This window comes from Shewanella marisflavi (genome assembly GCF_023283925.1).
Classification (GTDB): domain Bacteria; phylum Pseudomonadota; class Gammaproteobacteria; order Enterobacterales; family Shewanellaceae; genus Shewanella; species Shewanella marisflavi.
In genome coordinates this window covers 580,569-602,248 of the sequence record NZ_JAKIKX010000001.1, presented here as the reverse complement: position 1 = coordinate 602,248, position 21,680 = coordinate 580,569, and the positions used below count along the sequence as shown (strand labels likewise).

Sequence of the window (21,680 nt, the reverse complement as noted above, 5' to 3'; positions counted from 1 at the left end):
TCAGCCTTAATACTTAATCTGCCCTTAATACTTAACCCCTTAATACCTTAATACCTTAATACCTAACATCCCCTTAGCTGATATCACTCACCCTAAAATGGCTTTAGTTAACCGCCATTCAACTAAGCTCCTCCCCCTAACATCAATCCAGCTAGCTGACGGCCTATCGTAAACAATTTATTCCAGGCAGCCCCTTATATCCAGTAGAGACTATTGCACAAAAAGCCATTGCCAGCAGAAAACCCCAAAACCGATAAAGCCAGATCAAGCGATTTAGCAGCTTTCACCACAGATCGAGCGAATAGAAAAATTTTACGCTAGTTCATAAGCCTATGGGTGAGCGAGATCGCATTTTTGGCCGAAATTAGACTAAGGTAACGCTTGCGTATTATCTCATCCTATGGTCAGATCGCGGCCTAACACAACAACCTTAATTAAACCTTGATATAAATCATACCGTCTCACCTTATCCGGACGGCGATTAATATCTGCTGTCGGAACAAATGTATGCTCAACATTTTCCTCATAACCCTTGCTGTGCTAGCGCTGTTAAGCATTATTTTTGAAGAAGTTACTCACATCAATAAGGCTAAAACCACTCTCTTTTTCGGCTGTATTGCCTGGATCACGCTATTTGTTGCGGCGCGGGATCCCAGCCACCAGCATCTGGTGGCAGAGGAGCTCGACCATAACCTGTTGGAAATCGCGACCCTCTGGCTGTTCCTGATGTCCACCATGACTTTTGTGGCCTACCTCAACGCCAAAGGAATGATTCAAATCCTGGTGCAGAAATTGTTCCCGCAGAAAGTCTCGGTACGCATGCTGATGATTCAGGTGGCCCTCTTCTCACTGGTGCTGTCGGCCATCTGTGATAACGTCACCGCGACCCTAGTTTCACTGGGCTTGTTGACCACCTTCCAGCTAGAAAGCCAGATGAAACGCCGCATGTCGGTACTCATCATCTTCGCGGTCAACTCAGGCGGTGTCGCCTTGATCACCGGCGATGTGACCACATTGATGATCTTCCTTGGGGGCCATGTGCATATCTCGCAGCTGTTGATCCTTTTCATTCCGGCAGCGATCAGCGTGATGTTACTGGCAGTACTCTTCTCACTAAAAGCCGAAGGCCATGTGAGCACCACTCCTATCAAGCGTCAATACACTGGCCTTGATATGCTGATCGCCCTTATCTTCCTGATCACCATCATAATGACCATGGTGCTTAACATTTTCTTTGGTATCCCACCAGTGTTGACCTTCCTGTCTGGCCTATCGGTGATGTTCCTCATGGGCACACTGCAGCGCAGCAACAAGGAGGAGCTACAGATCCTCGAATATATCCGTCAGGTGGAGTTTGATACCCTGCTCTTTTTCCTGGGGATCTTGCTGTTGGTCGGTATGCTCAAAGAGATAGGCACTCTGCATCTGCTGACCGAGGTTTACGCCAAGTTTGATCCTAACGTCTCTAACTTCGTTGCAGGTATCGGCTCGGCCATCTTAGATAACGTGCCGCTGACCGCCGCCTTGCTGAAAGCCGAACCTGTACTGACCACGCCAGAGTGGTTGGGGCTCACCTACTCTGTGGGTGTCGGCGGTTCACTGCTGGTGATTGGCAGCGCGGCAGGGATTATCGCCATGAGTAAGGTCAAAGAACTAACCTTTGTCACCTATCTCAAGTATGTCCCTGCACTGGCGCTATGTTACACCTGTGGTTATGGGTTAACCCTGCTACTGGCCTATGAATTCTTTGGTTGATCCCAAGCGTTAAGGCAAGACATAAAAAAGGCGATGAATATATCATCGCCTTTTTATTAGGATTCTCACAACCATAATGGCCCTGTGATGTCAGCATAGGAGCTCACTAAATAGCAGGCACCTTAAACTCGGTACCGGCCACTTCCAGCACGACATCTCTTGGCCGTATCTCGACAATCTTAAGTTTACCGCCAATCATGTCACCCTGTTGCAACTCGGCGCCATCCACATTCAACCAGCGATTATTAGGATCGTTGGCATACACATGAGCCAGAATATTAAACTCTGGCACCTGCAGCTGAACCCCTGCTGGCAATTGGCCATATTTAGGCAGGTCATCAGGTTTATCCGCAGGGATAGGGTCGAGCTTGGGCTCAGTCACCGGGGTGGCAATCGCGTTTTCCTTCTCAACCTCTTTAAGCGCCGCCTCAAAGGCTGCCACCAACTTGCTGCTGTCTTTCACCGCCTGACGAGGCTTAATCACTTCAGACTCCTGCTGCGGCGCTGGTTCAACCTCGAGTCCAACATCGGCGGCGGCTTCATCAACCTGGGCCTTAAGAGAATTAAGCAGCTCACGGCCACGCTGATTGGTGTTGGCCCCTAACATAATGGGTTCTTCAGCACTGACTTGTGCCAGCGAATTAACCGGCTCGGCTTCTCTGATAACCGAAGGCTCCACTGCAGAGCTTTGAGCAGTCACACTTGGACGGCTCGATATTGGCGGCTGAGCAAGTGGGCGCTCAAGGGGCACAGGCAGGGCCACCTTACCGGCCAGCTTAACACCAGGATTCGGCGACCTACTTTGCGTTATTGGCAAAGGCTGAGTCATGCTCTGGGATTCGCTCGTAGGCTTAGGCGCTGCCTGAGTCTGCATTGCAGCTGGTTGCAGCGCACTTTCACTGCTCAGCTTAACCCCCTGTGATGAGGAGAAGGGACCCTGGCTACTAAAGAGCCAAGCCAGCGCAACAGCGCCGCCCAGAGCCGTACCCAGCAGGCCAAACTTTAGCGCCAAAGGCCATTTAGGCTGCATCGCCTGATACTGAGCCCTAGGGGTTATCACAGGATCCAGCGGCTGCTCTTGCTGTTTCGCCCGTGTCACAGCATCGAGTAAGATAGACATTAGTAACGTCCCTCGCCTTGCAATCCCTCTTGCAATCTAGGGCCTTTGTCGCTGAGGTAGAGATTCAGTTGCACTAAGGTCTGGCTGCCCGCAATGGCATCGGCTCGCAGACCGTGCTGACGCTGAAATTCCATCAGAGATTGCTCAAGCTCGGCATCGAAATATTCCACCAGCCGAGGCGGCTTGTGTTGGATCTGCGCCAAGGCATTTTCCAGCCACTGGATCTGCGCCGCTGAAGCTGTGCGGCCTATCTCCTTAGGTTGATAACTCGGCGCCTGCCATAGGATCTCAAAGGTGCCGCTAAAATGGCGGGTAAACCAGTCTCTGTCGACCCATAACTGCTGCTCCGCCAATTGCAACAGCAACTGCTCTCCCTGACGGGCAACCACAGTGCCATAGAAAGGTTCACCCTGTTGATCTTGAAGATAGACCACTGCCGGATAATTGAGCCTCACCAAGGAGTGCCAGTTGCCCTGCTGCTGGAAACAATCTAGCCCCTGCTGCTTGGCTGACTGACAAGCGGTCAAACCAACATAAGGCGCCTTATCCCACACCCCCAGAATACTGGCGTAGGCGGTATCGATATCACGGCTCTGGGCTATCGCCTGGCGCAGTATGCGTTGATCTGCACTCAAGGCTGCATCCTTGGCTTCATTTTGCTGGCGAGTGACCTGACTAGCCACCTGAGTCTTAACCGGCTCCTGAGTCGTGTTTGCGGCAGCAGACGGTTCACTTGCCTGCACGCTGCCCGCCTGTCCCTGCAAGTTAAACAGGTAAAAAGCCCCGGCAAAAGTTGCCACAACCAGAGTCGCCGCCGTGGCTGGCCAGAAAAACTTGCGTGGCTTAATCTCCTCGCCCAAGACTTCGCTGGCGGCGGTTCTCACCATATTGGCATCGATAGGCACCTTAGACTGAGCATAGCCCGCCATCAAGGCGCGCTCACACAGTAGGTTAATCAGCCGCGGAATACCGCCACTGTATTGATGCAGCGCCTTAATGGCACTGCGATGGAACAGTGGTTCATGGCGGCCGGCCACCTGCAACCTGTGTTGCACATAGAGGGCGATCTCATCCTGAGTTAAAGGTAACAGATGATAACGGGCGGTAATACGCTGAGCCAGCTGCCTCAGCTCCTGACGCTTGAGCAGCTGTTGCAGCTCGGGCTGCCCAATAAGGATCACCTGTAACAGCTTCTTGGTATCTGTTTCCAGATTGGTCAATAGCCTGAGCTGCTCTAACACCTCGGCGCGCAGGTGCTGCGCCTCGTCGATGATCAGCACGGTATTACGCCCTTTCTCATGATTGGCGAGTAAAAACTGGCTTAACTGATCGGTCAGCTGTTTCAGGGTTGGCGACTCGCCATAATGCACCCCGAGTTCATCACACAAGGTGGCCAGCAGCTCAAGCTCGGTCAGTGAAGGATTGAGGATAAAGGCTGTATCGGTATTGTCAGGCAGTTGATTGAGCAGGCTGCGGGAGACAGTGGTTTTGCCAGTACCCACCTCGCCGGTCAACAACACAAATCCGCCTGTTTCACCCAATCCATAGGTTAAGTGTGCCAACGCCTCGCGATGTCTGTCACTTAAGAACAGATAGTGAGGATTGGGTGCGATCGAAAACGGGTTATCGCTTAGTCCGTAAAACGCCTTGTACATGCAGCCTCAGTCCTAAAATAATAATGACGGTTCAAATTAATCCCTAGGGGAGACGTTGTCAAAACTTCCCCCCAAATAATTGCGGCCACGCAGAGGCGAAACAGTAAGGCTTAGCTGCCATGCCATGATAAGCTAACCACATAGATTTAAAGAGACGCTTTGGTGATACGTGAAGACCTATTTAGTTGGCGGCGCCGTCCGCGACCAGTTACTCAACATTCCCATAAAAGATCGTGACTACATGGTGGTAGGCGCGACCCCAGAAGAGATGCTTGCCAAAGGCTATAAACAGGTGGGCAAAGACTTCCCTGTTTTTCTCCATCCTAAGACCCAGCAGGAATATGCCCTGGCGCGCACCGAGCGTAAGACAGGGCTAGGCTATGGCGGCTTTAGCGTCTATGCAGCGCCGGATGTTACCTTAGAAGAAGATCTGCTCAGACGGGATCTCACCATTAACGCCATCGCTCAGGACGAGCAGGGCCAACTGTATGACCCCTACGACGGTCAGGCCGACATCGACAAGCGCCTACTCAGACATGTCTCCCAGGCATTCGTTGAAGACCCTCTACGAGTACTGCGAGTGGCCCGTTTCGCCGCCCGCTTTCACTCTTTAGACTTTAGTGTTGCTCCCGAAACCCTGGCCTTGATGCAAGAAATAGCCAAGAGTGGTGAGTTAGAAGCCCTGACCGCGGAGCGAATTTTTCAGGAGCTGGACAAAGCCCTGAGTACAGAAGCGCCTCAGGTGTTTTTCGAGGTGCTCAGAGAGGCGGGCGCCCTGGGCATCCTTTTTCCCGAGCTAGAGGCGCTGTTCGGTATCCCCCAGCCCGAAAAGTGGCATCCAGAAATAGATACCGGCATTCACACCCTGATGGTACTGGAGCAGGCAGCGCACCTCAGCCAAGATAAACGCGTGCGTTTCGCGGCCTTAGTGCATGATCTTGGTAAGGCCTTGTCACCCAAGGATCAACTTCCTAAGCACCATGGTCATGGACAGAAGGGACTGCCGCTCATCAGGGCCCTGTGCGAGCGCATTCGCGTCCCCAACGACTACCGGGATCTGGCGCTCTTGGTGAGCGATCAGCATCAGAATGTCCACAAAGCCTTCGAACTAAGGCCTGAGACCTTAGTCAAGCTATTCGACAAGGCAGACCTGTGGCGTAAGCCTGAGCGACTGGAGCAACTGCTACTGGCCTGTGAAGCTGATATCAAAGGACGCACAGGGCTGGAGCAGATGCCATACCCCCAAGCTGACTATATTCGGTACTGTTTTACACTCGCTCAGGGCGTCGAGATCAAACCCATCATAGAGGCCGGATTTAAAGGTGCTGAAATCAAAGCCGAATTACAAAAACGCCGCGTCACTCTGATTAGTGAGCACAAGGCCAGCCTGCCCTAGAAAGCAAATGTAACGATAAAGGAAAGTTAATATTTAGTGACGACTAGCCAAAATTTAGGCAAAAAAGCTCGACAAACTTGATTTTGGATACTCATGAGATATTGTATTACGGCCTTAGGGTGGAAATTCATAGCAAAATAAAATAGCTATGACATAATTAACCAGTTGCAGTTGTACTTTTCGGCTGCTCCAACTCAATCCAACTTATTTAAAGGGATTTCCCAATGAACAAAAAAGTACTGATGATTGCTGGCGTAGCAATGACTGCCCTTCTTGGTGGTTGCGCGAACACTACTGCTCTAGAAGAAAGCGTTGCGAACCTAGGCAACAAGGTTGATCAATTGTCAGCTGAAGTTAGCTCTCTTAAGTCTGAGCAAGGCGCTCTTTCTGCAGACGTTAAAGATGCAAAAGCTGCTGCTATGGACGCACAAGCTGAAGCTAAGCGTGCTAACGATCGCATCGACAACATCGCTTCTTCTTACAAGAAGTAATTTGTCTGTATCGGCAACACTTCTGTGTTGCCGATATATTTTCCCTTCTGCTTCAAACCGCTAATTCTCGAATCTCTCCAGCTTTACTTTCTGAATCTCAAATCTCTTCAGCGCCATCAATGTCAGTAAACGATATCGTTTCTAAACATAAAAAAAGCGCCCCTGAGGACGCCTTAATAAAATCATTTTAGCTCTGGCTATCAGCCTTCTGGCGTAATATCAGTCTCTTGCGATGCGGTTAACGATGGTGCGGAAATTACCATAGGAATACCGTTTTGAGTCAACAGGGCATCATTGGCCTTAGTGTTGTCGACCCCTTCTTGGCTAATAAACTTCACAATCTTACTGCTCAGGCTAATCACCTTCTCTCGCGGCTGATCTTCTGACTCAGATAACGGCGAATGTACCTCGATGATCTGACGGCCATCTGGCTCTGAGGAGATCTTAACCGTTTGGTTAATCACTCTTACACTGTCGCCATATTTAGACTGGTGGAATAACCACTCAATATCATCTGGATTCAGCCTGATACAGCCGGCGCTTACCCGCATGCCGATACCAAAATCTTTATTAGTACCGTGAATAAGATAGCTACCATCACCATAAGAAAGCTGCATCGCATACTTTCCAAGCGGATTGTCAGGACCTGCTGGCACCACTCTCGGTAAGACCTCACCGCGCTCGCGCAGATGTTCGGCGCGCAGACTCGCCGGCGGAGTCCAGCTTGGATTTGGAATACGCGCCTTGATCTTAGTGGTCATCTCGGGGGTCTCACGGCCGATACGACCTATGCCCACAGGGAAGACATGCACCTCGCGACCATTTTTGGGGTAATAGTAGAGGCGCAACTCTGGCAAGTTAATCACTATCCCTTTACGCGGTACATCCGGCAGCAACATCTGAGTAGGGATCACCAGTTCTGTGCCTGGTGTCGGCAGAAAGGGGTCCACACCAGGATTGGTTTCCATCAACTCTAAGATCCCAATATTGTATTTATCGGCGATGGTCTTGAAGTAATCCCCCTTCTGCACCACATGGGTTTGCAGCTCGCCGATAAGACGTCCACCGTCGGCTGGCAGGGAATAAACATTGGCAAGTAACTGCAGTGGTGCGAGACTCAAGATGAGCAACAGCAATTTACGCATCATCAATACTGGTTTCCAAAAGTTAAGTGAATGATTGGCTCAAAGAGTAACCCGAGCCGTGGCGATTTTCTAGTGGCGGTTAATGTCACCCGCCCCACTAGGCATCCTTAGTCGCTAAGGTGAGGTAGAGATCGATCTCAAGCTGCGCAAAGTCATGCTGGGCGATTTGCCGCTTGACCTTATCGTTTGCGCGCCAGGCATAAGGCGTCATTTCAAGTAGCGTTAGCGCCTGCTCACCGTTAATGTCCAAATTAAAGCGAATGTGTTCGCTTGCCACTAAGGTCAAACCACTGGGCTGCTGCGGCTCACCGCCTTTCTCGACTAAATTAGGGTAGATAAACTCTCTTATCTGCCACAGATGCCGCGGCCCAGGCGACAACCACATCAGATGCCCGCCCGGCTTTAACACTCTAAGCAGTTCTTTACCCTTAAGCGGCTTATCAATCAAGGTCACCAAGTCGAAACTGGCATCTTCAAAAGGGAGTTTTTTTAACTGACTCTGGATCAGGCTAGCCCCCGATTGCGCCTTAGCCGCCACAAACAGGGCGTTCTCCGCTTCTGCGATGCCGGTTTGCGATACCGTGAGGGATAGGGCTTCGAAAACAGCTGCCAGCGCCCTTAGGTAATAGCCTTCGCCGCAATCGAAATCGAGATGACTAAGGGTTGTCTCTGCCGGAGTCAACGCACTCAACTGACGCTGCATCGCCTCAACAACCGGCGTGAAAATGCCAGATTCCAACAGGAAGTGTTTTGCGCGCATTAACTGACGACTATCCAGATGCGGCTTCTTGGCTTGGCTAAAGACCCAGTAACCTTGCTCTCCCTTATCGAAATGATGCTTGTTGGCGCAGTGCAGTCCCTCGGATGCCTTATGAACATGCAATGGGCTGTGACAAAGGGGGCACAAATAATGACTCTTCATGATGATCTCTTATGGCCTAGGCGATCAGGCAAAAATAACGACACACAATACGGCGCCTAAGGCTAAACGATAGATGACAAAAGGTGTCATCCCCATACGACTGATGATCTTCAAAAAGTAGTGGATACAAAGATAGGCCGCAACAAAGGAGAGCACAGTCCCGATGATTAGCGCCTGATAATCTATCGCTTCCTGACTGGAAAGCAGATCTTTAACCACTAAGATCGCCGCCCCCAGACTCACAGGCACAGACATCAAAAATGAGAAACGCGCTGCTGCTTCACGGCTTAGCCCCAACGCCAGCGCCGCGGTAATGGTTGCCCCAGAGCGAGAGGTTCCAGGGATCAATGCCATCGCCTGGGCGATACCAATAAGCAGCGCCTTCTTCCAGCCCACCTGAAACTCGTTAAATCCTTCACGATTAAGCTTATCGGCCCACCACAGCAGCAAACCAAACACTATGGTCGTGGTGGCGATCACCTCGATATTACGCAGATGAGTCGAGATAAAGTCTTTGGCGGTAAAGCCGACAATCACCGCCGGTATGGTGGCTAAGATGATCCACCAGGCAAGCTTGCTCTCCTGGGTCTGCTCCCGTGACACTAGGCTGCCGGTCCAGGCGGTAAACATGGAAAATAACTCACGGCGAAAGTAGATCACTACGGCTAACAGAGAACCTGTATTGACTGCCACGTCAAAGGTCAGTCCTTGGTCCTGCCAGTCCAGTAACTGCGCCGGCAAAATAAGATGCGCCGAACTCGAAATAGGTAAAAACTCAGTCAGGCCTTGGATCAGGGCCAAAACAATTACCTGAAAAATATCCATGATTATCCTTTAAGGTTTAGGTCGGGTAATGAAATTAATAGGACCATTGAAACTCGATAGGCCAGAGCTTCTGCTGTGACTTATCATAATTATCCCACAGAGTCTGGTAGGAAAGCTGTGCGACCGGATGCACCCTCTCAGGGGCAATCTCCGCCAGCGGCCAGAGCACGAAGGCATTGGTGGTGATCTCAGCTCTTGGCAGCACGATGGGCGATGCGGTCACCAAGTCGTCATAGAGCAGCAGATCCAAATCTAAGGTACGGGGGCTAAACTTTTTCGCGCCTGGCAGGCGGCCATTGTCTGACTCTATCTGCTTAAACAGAGCGACCACCTGAGCAATGCTAAGTTGCGTGTCGGCGCCAACTACCATGTTGAGAAAATTGCTACCATCAAAGCCAACTGCTTCACTTTCAAACACGCTGGAGAGACACAGGTTATCGAAATGCTCAGCCAGCGCCTTTAAGGCCGCGTTAAAGTAACGCTCTGGATGAATATTACTGCCGATACTGATAAAAATACGAGCCATGAGTCTACAGATGACCTCGCTCTATCTCGACACCCACCGCCTGAGCACTGGGCACTGCACCGGGTTTCATCACCCTCACCTTCACCCAGGGCACATCGAACTCCTTCATCACACAGTCGGCACAAATCTGCGCCACGGTTTCAATCAGTTCTATCGGCTTTTCGGTAATTAGCGCGGTCAGACGGTTAGAGACAGTCTCGTAACACAGGGCATGCTGATAATCATCATTGGCCGCCGCTAAACTGTTGTCCCAAGCCATTTCGAGATCGATCAGCAGGTTCTGATGGATCTGCTTTTCCCACTCATAAATACCGATAACGGTTTCGACTTTAAGCTGTGAAATAAGCACCTTGTCCATAATGCCTCCCGATAGGCAACAAAATTAGGTAATAGAAGAGGTCTAATAAGCTACAACGACCAATATGGTTATAATGGCGTGATTACACAGATATCTGTGATTTCCCCTTTCGTACAGCCAAAAACCCAAGTAGGATAAGCGACTGTAATGACAACGAAACAGGGATAAGAAAACGGTCGCGTCAAGCCCGTTGTCACTACATAAGCCCAATCAACCTGTGCGTAAAATACAAGGTTTAGCCGGTCGCCTCAATAACTAGGGCGGGATAATACCTTAAGAAGGATAAGGAAACCAATTTGAGCTTAACGCTGCTGACTCTAGCGCTGATATTGACTGCCTATCTGGCGGGGTCGATATCCAGTGCCGTGCTAGTTTGTCGACTCAGGGGATTACCAGACCCCCGTAGCCAAGGCTCAGGTAACCCAGGGGCAACTAATGTACTACGTATCGGTGGCGCCAGTGCCGCGGCCATGGTGTTATTCTTCGATATGCTCAAAGGTGCTGCGCCTGCCTATTTAGCCTTTCGCCTCGGTGTAGATGCCGTTTCTCTCGGTTTAATCGCCATCGCGGCCTGCTTGGGCCATATCTTTCCTATCTTCTTTAAGTTTAAGGGTGGCAAAGGGGTTGCCACCGCGTTCGGTGCCATGGCCCCCATAGGCGCCGATCTGTCGCTGGCCCTTATCGCGACCTGGGTCATATTGGTACTCATCTGTCGCTACTCTTCACTGGCGGCGATTATTACCGCCCTGCTGGCGCCAATCTACACCTGGTATTTTGACGAGCGCTTTACCCTGCCCGTCGCCATGCTCTCCTTGCTCATCGTCATACGTCACAGGGAAAATATCCATCGGCTGCGTAAGGGCGAAGAATCTAAGCTGTCGCGTAAAAAACGAGCCAGCGACGAATAGCCAAAGGGCCTTGTCGATCTCTGATATCACTCAGACTGATACTCACCAATGACTATCGACAGCCGCAAATCCGTGCCCTTGAGTTCAGTGCAGATAACTTCAGTCCCCACCAAGCGCAAATAGCTGGTGACAGGCCAAAATACAAAGAGAAAAAAGGCGACCTCACAGTCGCCTTTTTCATGTCATTTATACTGGTGGTAAGGAGTCCAGCGGCCAGCGCGGCATCCCTTTAACCGCCAAAGGCTCAACCTGTCCGGCCTTAAGGCGCGCCATGCCCGCATAGGCAATCATGGCGCCATTGTCGGTACAAAACTCGCCCCTTGGGTAGTAAACCTTGCCGCCTAAAGACTGCATCATCTCGGCCAGGCTCTCACGCAGGCGGGTATTCGCACTCACGCCACCGGCAATCACCAAACGGTTATAGCCCGTCTGTTTCAAGGCGCGCTTACATTTAATGGCCAAGGTATCGACCACGGCCTCTTCGAAAGCGCGGGCGATATTAGCGCGCGTCTGCTCATCATCTGGCTCATCGGCGATGGTATTAGCGGCAAAGGTTTTCAGACCAGAGAAACTAAAGTCCAACCCAGGGCGATCTGTCATCGGCCGCGGGAAGCGGTAACAGTTGGGCTCGCCCTTAGCGGCAAGCTTAGAGAGTCTCGGCCCACCTGGATAATCGAGCCCCATCAGCTTAGCCGTCTTATCGAAGGCTTCACCTGCGGCATCATCCACAGACTCTCCCAGCACCTCATAGCGCCCAATGCCCTCAACAGCCACCATCATAGAGTGACCACCAGAGACCAACAGGGCCAAGAAAGGAAATTCAGGTACGTCATCTTCCAGCATAGGCGCCAGCAAGTGACCTTCCATATGATGTACGCCCACCGCGGGTTTCCCCCAAGCAAAGGCCAATGAGCGGCCAACACAGGCGCCGACAAGTAGTGCTCCCACTAATCCGGGCCCTTTGGTATAGGCAATGGCGTCGATATCATCCTGAGTTGAATCAGCGTCTTTCAGCGCCTGCTTAATAAGGGGAATGATCTTACGCACATGATCGCGCGACGCGAGCTCAGGCACTACACCGCCGTAGTCGGCATGTAGTTTCACTTGACTGTAAAGCGTATGAGATAACAGGCCTTTTTCGTCGTCATACACGGCGATACCCGTCTCATCACAAGATGTCTCTATACCTATAACTCGCATTTTTCCAAATCTACCTGAATAAAGTGGCGGACAATTTTACCTGCTCGCCGACGGAAATACCAATCGACTTAGTTTTTGCCTCTAACATCAAGTAAAACCTCGGCAAAGCCCCACAGGTACAGGCAATCACACACCTCCTCAGGCAAACCGACCATGATATCAATAGCAGAGAATGCTAAACTTTAACCTGTACCTCTGCAAAAGATCCCAAAAAGGATCGCGACAAAGGGGTTTACAAAAGGTCGACGGTCGGTATAGAATTCCGCACCATTTTTAAATTAACTTGGGTTAAGAAATTAACTCAATACAAACTACACCTAAGGGGTGATGGCGTATGCCAATTATTAAAGTACGTGAAAATGAACCATTTGACGTAGCTTTACGTCGTTTCAAGCGCTCTTGTGAAAAAGCTGGTATCTTAGCCGACGTTCGTGCTCGTGAATTCTACGAGAAGCCAACTACTGCACGTAAGCGCGCTAAAGCTGCTGCAGTAAAGCGTCTTGCTAAGAAGCTTTCTCGTGAAAACGCGCGTCGCGTACGTTTATACTAATCTCTTATGAGCCTAGTTGATCAGCTAAAAGACCAGATGAAAGAAGCCATGCGCGCCAAAGATAAGGTGCGCCTTGGGACTATTCGTATGGCACTGGCTGCCATCAAACAGATCGAAGTGGATAGCCGCGAGACGCTGAATGATGAGCAAGCCATAGCGGTCTTAACCAAAATGGTAAAACAACGTCGCGACTCTATCGCTCAATATGAAGCGGCAGGCCGAGACGAACTAGCGCAAGCTGAAGCCGGAGAGATTCGAGTCCTCGAGACTTTCCTGCCTAAGCCGCTTTCTGAAGAGGAAGTTGCCACGCTAGTTGATGAGACTATCCAAGCGGTAGGCGCATCATCCATGGCGGATATGGGCAAAGTAATGGGAGCATTGAAACCTAAGGTACAAGGGCGAGCTGATATGGCGTCAATAGGCGCTCTGATCAAGGCAAAACTCAAGTAACCTTAAGTCCAATGTATGAATGAGCCGTGCCTACGCACGGCTTGTTTGTTTCTACTCTTTCGGTTTAATTTCGCGAAAAGGCGGCATTTATACAGCAATGGCGATACCTCGTGAGTTTATCAATGAGCTTGTAGCTCGCACCGATATAGTCGATCTTATCGATGCTAAGGTCCCCCTGAAAAAGGCGGGCAAAAATCACTCTGCCTGTTGCCCCTTTCATAGCGAAAAGTCACCCTCATTTACTGTTAGTCGAGATAAACAGTTTTACCACTGCTTCGGTTGTGGCGCCCATGGTAATGCCATCGATTTTGTCATGGAATATGAGCGACTGGACTTTGTCGACGCCATTGAAGAGTTGGCCGGCCGTTTGGGTCTGGATGTACCGAGAGAGAAAGGCACGGGTAAACGCCGTGACGAAGGCTTAAGCCGAGATCTTTACCAATTAATGGAAGAGGCAAGTCGCTTTTTCCAAAATCAGCTTAAGCAACATACAGATAAACAAAAAGTGCTCGATTATCTCGAGCATCGTGGCCTGTCAAACGAAGTGATAGAACACTTTAATATCGGTTTTGCCCCCGAGGGTTGGGATGGCCTGCTCAGCCGTTATCGCCAGAGTCAGGATGCCCAGGACAAGCTACTGACCGCGGGCATGGTGATCGAAAACGAGGGTGGCAAACGCTACGACAGATTTCGTGATCGCCTTATGTTCCCCATTCGAGACCGTCGTGGCAGAGTCATAGGATTTGGCGGCAGGGTCTTGGGCGATGGTAAGCCAAAGTACTTGAATTCGCCTGAAACGCCCATATTTCATAAGGGCTATGAACTCTACGGCCTGTATGAACTCAAACAGAGACACAGGGAGCCGAATCAGATCCTGATTGTTGAAGGCTATATGGACGTCGTAGCACTGGCACAATTTGGGGTCGACTATGCGGTAGCATCACTGGGCACCTCGACCACAGCAGATCAATTTCAGCTGCTGCTACGCAGCGCCAAAGAGGTCGTCTGTTGTTATGACGGCGATAAGGCCGGCACCGAAGCTGCTTGGCGCGCATTGGAAACTGCCCTGCCACTGCTCAAACCAGGCGATCAGGTCAAGTTTATGTTTTTACCTGAAGGTGAAGACCCTGATTCACTGGTTCGCCAAATTGGCAAACCAGCTTTTGAACAGCTTATCGAAAAGGCAAAACTGCTGCCCGAGTTTCTGTTTGACACCTTAGCCACGCGCTATGGCACAGATAAGGGCACCCTGGCCAAACAAGCCATGAGCCTGATTGAAAAAGTACAAGACACTGTGCTGCAGAGTTTACTGCTGGAAAATCTGGCCTATAAACTCGGCATGAACAGTGCGGAAGAATTGCAGCGAAAACTGGGCTTCAAACGCATTGATGCGAAAAAGCCTCTGCAAAACAAAGCGCTCAAAGGACGCGGTACCCCATTGCGATTAGCCATCGCCCTGTTGGTACAGCACCCGCACCTAGGCAATAACCTGCCGGTGCAGCCAGCGCTAAAACATATCAAGATGGCGGGCATAGATTTGCTCACCCTCTTACTCGACAGAACTCGCGCGGAGAAGGTTAACAGCGCACAACTACTTGAACAGTTCAGGGGCGATGAACAACTCGCCACCTTGAAAAAACTAGCCCAATGGGAGCATCAAGTGGCGGATGAAAACCTTCAGCAAGAGTTCAAAAAAGCCCTGATATGGTTGAATAATCAATATATTGAGCAACGTTATCAGGAATTGAGCTTAAAACAGCACCATACTAAAGAAGAGCGGATGCAACTTAAAAAGCTCATAGCAGTAATCCAAGGACAAACTTAGAGCATAATTTATCTCGCAAAAGTAAACACTTGGACTAGCACAGCACAGTGCACACGGCTATAATTGACGATTTGTGCGGCACTCGTTGCCCGTCGTTGTAACAGTTACCCAACTTGGATGATATCTATGGAGCAGACTCCGCAGTCGCAACTTAAATTGTTGCTTGCCAAAGGTAAAGAGCAAGGTTATTTAACCTATGCAGAAGTGAATGATCACTTGCCTGCAGATATGGTCGATTCAGATCAGATCGAAGATATTATCCAGATGATTAATGACATGGGTATTCGCGTCTATGAGCAGGCGCCGGATGCCGATGAGATCATGATGTCTGAAGACAGCACCGATGAAGATGCTGCCGAAGAAGCTGCCGCAGCACTGGCTACGGTTGAAGCTGAGCTAGGGCGTACCACAGATCCCGTACGTATGTACATGCGTGAAATGGGTACGGTTGAACTTCTGACCCGCGAAGGCGAAATCGTTATTGCCAAGCGAATTGAAGAAGGGATCAACACGGTTCAAGCCTCTGTAGCCGAATATCCTCAAGCGATCGCCATGATCCTTGAGCAATATGATCGCTATGAAGCTGAAGAAGTCAGACTATCAGACATTATCTCTGGATTTGTTGACCCCAACGCTGAAGATGTTGCCCCAACGGCCACTCACATCGGCTCGGAACTTTCGGATGACGATCTCGACGACGAAGACGATGACGAAGACGAAGATGACGATAGCGATGAAGACGATTCGCCAAAGGGACCGGATCCAGAAGAGGCGCGAGAGCGTTTCACTCAGCTACGCCAGGCCCATGAAAACGCCCTGAAAGTGATTGAGCAGAAAGGACGCGAGCACCCTGAATCGACCGCAGCCCTATTCCAGATTGGTGAAATCTTCAAAGAGTTCCGCCTGGTACCTAAGCAGTTTGACCGCTTAGTTAAGAGCATGCGTGAAATGATGGATAAGGTGCGTATTCAAGAGCGTCTCATCATGAAGCTATGTGTTGAACAAGCTAAGATGCCAAAGAAAAACTTCGTTAAGGTTTACACCACTAACGAAAGCAGCATCGAATGGTTCAACGACGAGATCGCGGCCAAGAAGCCTTATTCTGAAGGCCTGCAGATGGTTGCAGAAGATGTACAACGCTGCCGTGCTAAACTCGATGCTATCGAGAATGAAACCGGTCTGGCAATTGCGGCTATTAAAGATATCAACCGTCGTATGTCTATCGGTGAAGCCAAGGCTCGCCGCGCTAAGAAAGAGATGGTTGAGGCTAACCTGCGTCTGGTTATTTCTATCGCCAAGAAGTACACCAACCGTGGTCTGCAATTCCTGGATCTGATCCAGGAAGGTAACATCGGCCTGATGAAGGCGGTGGATAAGTTTGAATACCGTCGTGGTTACAAGTTCTCGACCTATGCGACATGGTGGATCCGTCAGGCGATCACGCGTTCGATTGCCGACCAGGCCAGAACCATTCGTATTCCGGTTCATATGATCGAAACCATCAACAAACTTAACCGTATCTCTCGTCAGATGCTGCAAGAGATGGGACGCGAGCCTTCACCTGAAGAGCTGGCCGAGCGTATGTTGATGCCGGAAGACAAGATTCGCAAGGTGCTGAAGATTGCCAAAGAGCCTATCTCAATGGAAACCCCTATCGGCGATGATGAAGATTCGCATTTAGGTGATTTTATCGAGGATACCACCCTCGAGCTGCCATTAGACAGCGCTACAGGTGAGAGTCTGAAGAATGCGACCCACGAAGTGCTTGCCGGCCTAACGGCTCGCGAAGCTAAAGTACTGCGTATGCGTTTCGGTATCGACATGAACACAGACCACACCCTAGAGGAAGTGGGCAAGCAGTTCGATGTGACCCGTGAGCGTATTCGTCAGATTGAAGCTAAGGCACTGCGTAAGTTACGTCATCCTTCTCGCTCAGAGATCCTTAAGTCTTTCTTGGATGAATAAACCAGATTGACCTGAGTTCTTTCTCGATGAAAGCCAGCCCTAGGGCTGGCTTTTCTATTTTTCAACCAACAGCGAAAGCTGATTGAACAACAGATAAGCAGTTGAATTCAAAGTTTAGAATTCTTGCCAAATCAGTGGTGACAAGCGCTTTTAAACCTCGTATACTTCTTTGCGCTTTCGATAGTGACGACTATCCTAAGTCGGCCCCTTAGCTCAGTTGGTTAGAGCACACGACTCATAATCGTTAGGTCCACAGTTCAAGTCTGTGAGGGGCCACCAATTTAAAACAAAAAAGCCTGCATCCTATGCAGGCTTTTTTGTTTCCCATTTTTGCCACTCTTTTTTAATCCGGATCCTTAGCACTCTTCTCCGGCTGTAACATAGACTTCAACAGCTCAGATTGGCGTTTCAACATCAGCTGATTATTCACTCTCGCCTGGGTGATCACCCCATTGATCGGCTTGTGAATAAAATCAACGCCCCCTAACTCAAAACCGCGCATCTCCTGCTCTTCATCGTGATGGGCCGAAACAAACACTACGGCAATTCCTTGAGTATTGGGATCGGCTTTTAAGCGCTGGCACACCTCAAAGCCCGACATTCCGGGCATCTCAATATCTAACAGAATCAGATCCGGCTTAAAGCTTTGGCACAGGCTTAACGCCTCCTCGCCATTTAACGCTGTGGCAATTTCATTGGTCTGGCTCAGCAGCTGCCGTAAAATGATGATATTAACCTGCATATCATCGACGATCAGTATGCGTCCCTTTCGAGAAAAAACTAATGGGTACAAATCATTATTTAACTCCATCGAAATCCTTTACTCCCAAATTGTACAGATGCCTACAATGACGCATTCTTCGCCTCGTTGTTGGATATAGGTTCATCTTGCAAGCGGCTTATTAAGGCTTGATAACAGGGGTTCACTCCCTTAAACAGTTGATTTAGCTTGTCACTGTTTTTCATTTTCGCCTCCGTTTCAAGGCTAAGAAACAACTCCTGCAACTGTATCGCGCCTATGCTACTCGATAGCCCCTTAAGACTGTGACTCAACTGTCTCACCTGCTCAAAAGCCTTGGCATCAATGGCAGCTTCCAGTTCATCCAATTGTGTCGGTGTACTCTCACAATACATCTGACAGATCTCGCCAAACAGCACTTCGTTATTCATTAGGCGATTGAGCGCCTGCTTGCGATTCCAGACATACTCTTCATCCTTATTGGACACCTTATCTGGCAATTCAGATGCCACCAGCTTAGGAGGTTTCCCCTCCCCACCTGTGGTGGACAAAAGCCAGTCACACACCTTTTCAAACAGGCGCTGAGCCTCAATAGGCTTAGTGATGTAATCATTCATCCCCGCCTTGATACACTTGTCGCGCTCTCCCATCATGGCGCTGGCAGTCATGGCGATGATGGGGATATTGATAAACAGATCGCCGGCCTTTCCTGCGCGGATAGCCCTGGTGCAGTCATAGCCATTGAGTACCGGCATCTGACAATCCATTAAGATGCAATCCACCTGATGCCCCTCACCGCATTGAGCGAGCTGCTCAAGGGCCTCCTGACCATTGGTGGCTTTAATAAACTCAAGCGGTAAGTCAGACAGGATCCCGATGGCCACTTCGATATTGATCTCATTATCGTCGACCACTAACACCCGTGCGCCTTGAAGACGCTTCATCTCCTCTTCGCCTAAGCTACGCTGCTCATCCACATTTTGATATTTCTCAATCAATACCAAGCTTTTCCCACCGCCAAATTTCTGCATTAACTCGGAAAAAAGCAGCGGATTATTGAGGTATTCGAGCACGATATTATCCAGCGACTTATTTTGCTCAGCACTCTTTTGAAATGCCAACACCCGGGGGAGACTTTCATGATTTTCGGCGAGCTCAGGCCATCGGCTATCGAGTTCCATCAACAAAGCGTGGCACTGTTCAAGAATAAGCACCTGAGGCAAGTTGTGCGTCTCTGTGCCCTGTTGGTTAAGGCTTTCTTTAAAGATCTCCTGGGAGACCAGCGTGCCGCCAAGCCGCGAGATTGCAGCCTCGACACAAGCCTGCTGCTCAGGATGCTCCAATAGCACGCAGCAGGGTACATCTTGGAGCACGGGTTCCGTGGCCATCAGCTGGTAGTCCTGCTGCCCAAGTAGCATGGAAAAGGTAAAGCAACTTCCCTTCCCCACCGTCGACTCGAAACTCATTTTGCCATGTAAGAGTTCACTCAACTCCTTACAGATAGATAAACCGAGTCCGCTGCCACCGTACTGAGCGGCGATACTGGAAGTTGCCTGGGAAAAAGCACTAAAGAGCTTAGCTTGATTCTCTTTGGCAATCCCTATACCTGTATCTGACACCTCACAGATAAACTCAAGCTCGCCCGTCTCTTTGAGTCGGCTATAGGCCTTTACCTTGATATAGCCACGGTCAGTAAACTTGATCGCGTTATTAACCAGATTGGTTAATATCTGCGAGAGCCTATGAGGATCGCTCACTACACTCTGGCAGCGCAGGTCAATCACATCTATGATGAACTCTACGCCCTTCTCTTGAACCTTTACCGCCATACTGCTACAGATACTTTCAACCAAATTTATGGGGTTAAAGCTACTGATATCCAAATCAAGTTTGCCAGCCTCAATCTTGGAGAGGTCCAAAACATCGTTAATTAAGCTAGAGAGGCCATTAACACTAACCTCAGCCATCTCCAGATAACGCTTCTGACGCTCGCTCAGCGGCTCCTTTCTCATCAAGTTTAAGGTGCCGACAATACCGTTAAGCGGTGTTCTCATCTCATGACTAATGTTAGAGATAAAGGTACTCTTCACATGGCTAGCCTTTTGCAACTCTTGGGTGCGAATGGCAACTTTCTTTTCCAACTCGGCATTGGCCTGTCGGATCTTCCTGGCCGCCTGCTTCTCAATGGAGACATCACGAAAAATAAACGCGACCCCCAGCGCCTGCTTATTCTCCCCTATGATTGGCGAAACAGAGACAAACAACTCCCGACTTTCCCCCTCACTCATGGGCAATTTAGCATCAAAGGTTAGGGTGTTATTGCCGTGATTAGCCTTGGCAACTAAGTCCTTCAAATCATGCTCAGGCACTAACGTCAACTCGTTGATAGAGTGCCTTTTAGCATAATCAACATCATAGCCAAACAGTAACTCCGCCGCTCGGTTCCAGTTGTTGATATGACCACTATTACTCACCCCTATGATGGCATCTTGAGAGCCATGAATAATCGCCGCGGACTGCGCCTTCTCTTTAGCCAGCGCCATACTGTTTCGCGCACTGCGTCCCAAGATAGACACCACAAAAAGAAACAGCACCCCGATGATCAACATGAAAGAATAGACACTGACGCGCCGGCCAATAGCCAGCTCCTTTACATAGCTCCGAGGGGCCATCAAAGTGGCCGTTAGGCGCCCACTCAGGGCATCATTTGATAAACTAATGGTTCGGTTAAAAGCATAGTAGAGCTTATCCTCATGATAAGTGTCTACCACGAGTTCAAATTGACGTGATAACGCCTTAGCCACTTGATAATGCTTAGACCAAACCTGCTCGGGGTTAAGGTCACGGCTAAAGCGCATCTCACTATCGGGATGTAGTAAAAAATACCCTTGGCTGTCGGTCAAAATCAGTTCATAGGGTGTTGGCACAAATGCTTCAAACGTTTCCAGCAGGTTATAGGCGTTTATATTGACGATTAAGAAACCAAAGCGCTGCCCCGCATCGTCAAATATCGGTTTTGCCAGACGCAGCATAGGTCGATAGGGGTAATCAATCTTGCCAAACTCTCTATTTAGGGTGATAGGAGACGTATAGATCTCGCCTTTTTGCAGTGTCTGACTCGCCTTAAAATAGTCTCTATCGCGCTTATTCTGAAGGCTTGCATCAGGTATCACATGTACCCCTCCTGCGTGCCTGTCGACCCTCACCAGCTCCATCCCCTCGGCATTTAGCACCCTCAACTGCTCATATTCACGATTATTTTGTAAGAAGGCGACAAAGATTGTCTCGAGGCGGCGACGCCACTGGCCGTATTGAGTGCCATCCACAGGATCGACACCTTGATTTGCCTTTGCCCTGGACAGGCCTGAGATGGGCGGCGTCTCAAATAAAAACCGTAAACTATTGATATAACTTGTCAGCCTACCTTGCGCTTGATTATTGACCTGCTCGCTAATATCCGACAAGTTGGCGCGCACACCACCGATGACATTGCTATTTAACCGGGACTCAAACAAGACAATGATGATCAGCGCCACCATTAAGACGGCGACTAAAGAGAGGGGGAGCAGTGAACGGGCGCCAAACAGGGATGATATTCGAGAGATCTGTCGCACCATGGAACTAACTCCTTTTAATCATCCAATGCTTCAGCCGAGGGCTACTATAATGAGGCTAACTTTTGTCCCAGTTAAAGGGCTAAAAGATACCGCATATAATCAGTGAGATAATAGGCATCTCCCTGTCTATAAATCAGCCTAAGGTAGTATTTATACTCGTTTTGCTGCTGTGCGGTAAATTTCCTAAGTAAATTGATTATAGTCAGCTAATATAGATATAGGCGGCAGATTTG

18 protein-coding genes and 1 tRNA gene are annotated in these 21,680 nt (G+C 49.7%); 9 read left to right on the top strand and 10 right to left on the bottom strand.

Annotation, left to right across the window (positions count from 1 at the left end; translation table 11 throughout):
• Window positions 1-507: 507 nt before the first annotated feature.
• On the top strand, window positions 508-1,755 hold the full coding sequence (nhaD, locus tag L2712_RS02540) for a sodium:proton antiporter NhaD (protein ID WP_033540096.1): 1,248 nt from the start codon (window positions 508-510) through the stop codon (window positions 1,753-1,755).
• A 106-nt stretch (window positions 1,756-1,861) separates the two neighbouring features.
• On the opposite strand, the gene L2712_RS02535 is transcribed toward nhaD, so the two are convergent.
• On the bottom strand, window positions 1,862-2,875 hold the full coding sequence (locus tag L2712_RS02535; protein ID WP_248976799.1) for a general secretion pathway protein GspB: 1,014 nt from the start codon (window positions 2,873-2,875) through the stop codon (window positions 1,862-1,864).
• Complete coding sequence (locus tag L2712_RS02530; RefSeq protein WP_248976798.1) at window positions 2,875-4,530, bottom strand: ExeA family protein; 1,656 nt, start codon at window positions 4,528-4,530, stop codon at window positions 2,875-2,877. The genes L2712_RS02535 and L2712_RS02530 overlap by 1 nt, the downstream gene beginning before the upstream one ends.
• Window positions 4,531-4,699: 169 nt before the next feature.
• Between L2712_RS02530 and L2712_RS02525 the strand changes: the two genes are divergently transcribed.
• Together L2712_RS02525 and L2712_RS02520 are read left to right on the top strand one after the other, a co-directional pair.
• Window positions 4,700-5,926 (top strand): multifunctional CCA addition/repair protein, encoded by a 1,227-nt coding sequence (locus L2712_RS02525; RefSeq protein ID WP_248976797.1) that lies wholly within the window; start codon window positions 4,700-4,702, stop codon window positions 5,924-5,926.
• Window positions 5,927-6,150: 224 nt separating this feature from the next.
• Entirely contained in the window at window positions 6,151-6,417 is a 267-nt protein-coding gene (locus tag L2712_RS02520; protein ID WP_028762277.1) for an Lpp/OprI family alanine-zipper lipoprotein, read from the top strand.
• Window positions 6,418-6,617: 200 nt separating this feature from the next.
• On the opposite strand, the gene L2712_RS02515 is transcribed toward L2712_RS02520, so the two are convergent.
• The 5 genes from L2712_RS02515 to folB all read right to left on the bottom strand — a co-directional run bounded on the left by L2712_RS02515 (window position 6,618) and on the right by folB (window position 10,193).
• Window positions 6,618-7,565: a L,D-transpeptidase family protein gene (locus tag L2712_RS02515; protein WP_033540112.1), complete on the bottom strand. Its 948-nt coding sequence runs from the start codon at window positions 7,563-7,565 to the stop codon at window positions 6,618-6,620.
• Window positions 7,566-7,659: 94 nt separating this feature from the next.
• The gene (locus L2712_RS02510; protein WP_248976796.1) at window positions 7,660-8,484 is read right to left on the bottom strand and encodes a methyltransferase domain-containing protein; all 825 of its coding nucleotides are present in this window, start codon (window positions 8,482-8,484) and stop codon (window positions 7,660-7,662) included.
• 24 nt (window positions 8,485-8,508) lie between these two features.
• Window positions 8,509-9,309, bottom strand: coding sequence for an undecaprenyl-diphosphate phosphatase (locus tag L2712_RS02505; protein WP_033540114.1), 801 nt, complete (start codon window positions 9,307-9,309; stop codon window positions 8,509-8,511).
• Window positions 9,310-9,343: 34 nt separating this feature from the next.
• The gene (gene folK / locus L2712_RS02500; protein ID WP_033540115.1) at window positions 9,344-9,835 is read right to left on the bottom strand and encodes a 2-amino-4-hydroxy-6-hydroxymethyldihydropteridine diphosphokinase; all 492 of its coding nucleotides are present in this window, start codon (window positions 9,833-9,835) and stop codon (window positions 9,344-9,346) included.
• A 4-nt stretch (window positions 9,836-9,839) separates the two neighbouring features.
• Complete coding sequence (folB, locus tag L2712_RS02495) at window positions 9,840-10,193, bottom strand: dihydroneopterin aldolase (RefSeq protein ID WP_088905243.1); 354 nt, start codon at window positions 10,191-10,193, stop codon at window positions 9,840-9,842.
• Between the two features lie 296 nt (window positions 10,194-10,489).
• Between folB and plsY the strand changes: the two genes are divergently transcribed.
• Window positions 10,490-11,101, top strand: coding sequence for a glycerol-3-phosphate 1-O-acyltransferase PlsY (plsY, locus tag L2712_RS02490; RefSeq protein WP_248976795.1), 612 nt, complete (start codon window positions 10,490-10,492; stop codon window positions 11,099-11,101).
• A 186-nt stretch (window positions 11,102-11,287) separates the two neighbouring features.
• On the opposite strand, the gene tsaD is transcribed toward plsY, so the two are convergent.
• Entirely contained in the window at window positions 11,288-12,301 is a 1,014-nt protein-coding gene (gene tsaD / locus L2712_RS02485) for a tRNA (adenosine(37)-N6)-threonylcarbamoyltransferase complex transferase subunit TsaD (RefSeq protein WP_088905245.1), read from the bottom strand.
• Window positions 12,302-12,635: 334 nt separating this feature from the next.
• Here tsaD and rpsU point away from each other — a divergent pair, with 334 nt between their 5' ends.
• The 5 genes from rpsU to L2712_RS02460 all read left to right on the top strand — a co-directional run bounded on the left by rpsU (window position 12,636) and on the right by L2712_RS02460 (window position 17,370).
• On the top strand, window positions 12,636-12,851 hold the full coding sequence (gene rpsU / locus L2712_RS02480; protein ID WP_006080725.1) for a 30S ribosomal protein S21: 216 nt from the start codon (window positions 12,636-12,638) through the stop codon (window positions 12,849-12,851).
• 6 nt (window positions 12,852-12,857) lie between these two features.
• Window positions 12,858-13,301 (top strand): GatB/YqeY domain-containing protein, encoded by a 444-nt coding sequence (locus tag L2712_RS02475; protein ID WP_033540119.1) that lies wholly within the window; start codon window positions 12,858-12,860, stop codon window positions 13,299-13,301.
• A gap of 97 nt (window positions 13,302-13,398) precedes the next feature.
• Window positions 13,399-15,126, top strand: coding sequence for a DNA primase (gene dnaG, locus L2712_RS02470; RefSeq protein ID WP_033540120.1), 1,728 nt, complete (start codon window positions 13,399-13,401; stop codon window positions 15,124-15,126).
• Window positions 15,127-15,252: 126 nt separating this feature from the next.
• Window positions 15,253-17,091, top strand: coding sequence for an RNA polymerase sigma factor RpoD (rpoD, locus tag L2712_RS02465; protein WP_248976794.1), 1,839 nt, complete (start codon window positions 15,253-15,255; stop codon window positions 17,089-17,091).
• 202 nt (window positions 17,092-17,293) lie between these two features.
• Window positions 17,294-17,370 (top strand) — tRNA-Ile (locus L2712_RS02460).
• 64 nt (window positions 17,371-17,434) lie between these two features.
• On the opposite strand, the gene L2712_RS02455 is transcribed toward L2712_RS02460, so the two are convergent.
• Both L2712_RS02455 and L2712_RS02450 read right to left on the bottom strand, forming a co-directional pair.
• Window positions 17,435-17,902, bottom strand: coding sequence for a response regulator (locus tag L2712_RS02455; RefSeq protein ID WP_248976793.1), 468 nt, complete (start codon window positions 17,900-17,902; stop codon window positions 17,435-17,437).
• 32 nt (window positions 17,903-17,934) lie between these two features.
• Window positions 17,935-21,447 (bottom strand): ATP-binding protein, encoded by a 3,513-nt coding sequence (locus L2712_RS02450; protein WP_248976792.1) that lies wholly within the window; start codon window positions 21,445-21,447, stop codon window positions 17,935-17,937.
• Between the last annotated feature and the right edge of the window lie 233 nt (window positions 21,448-21,680).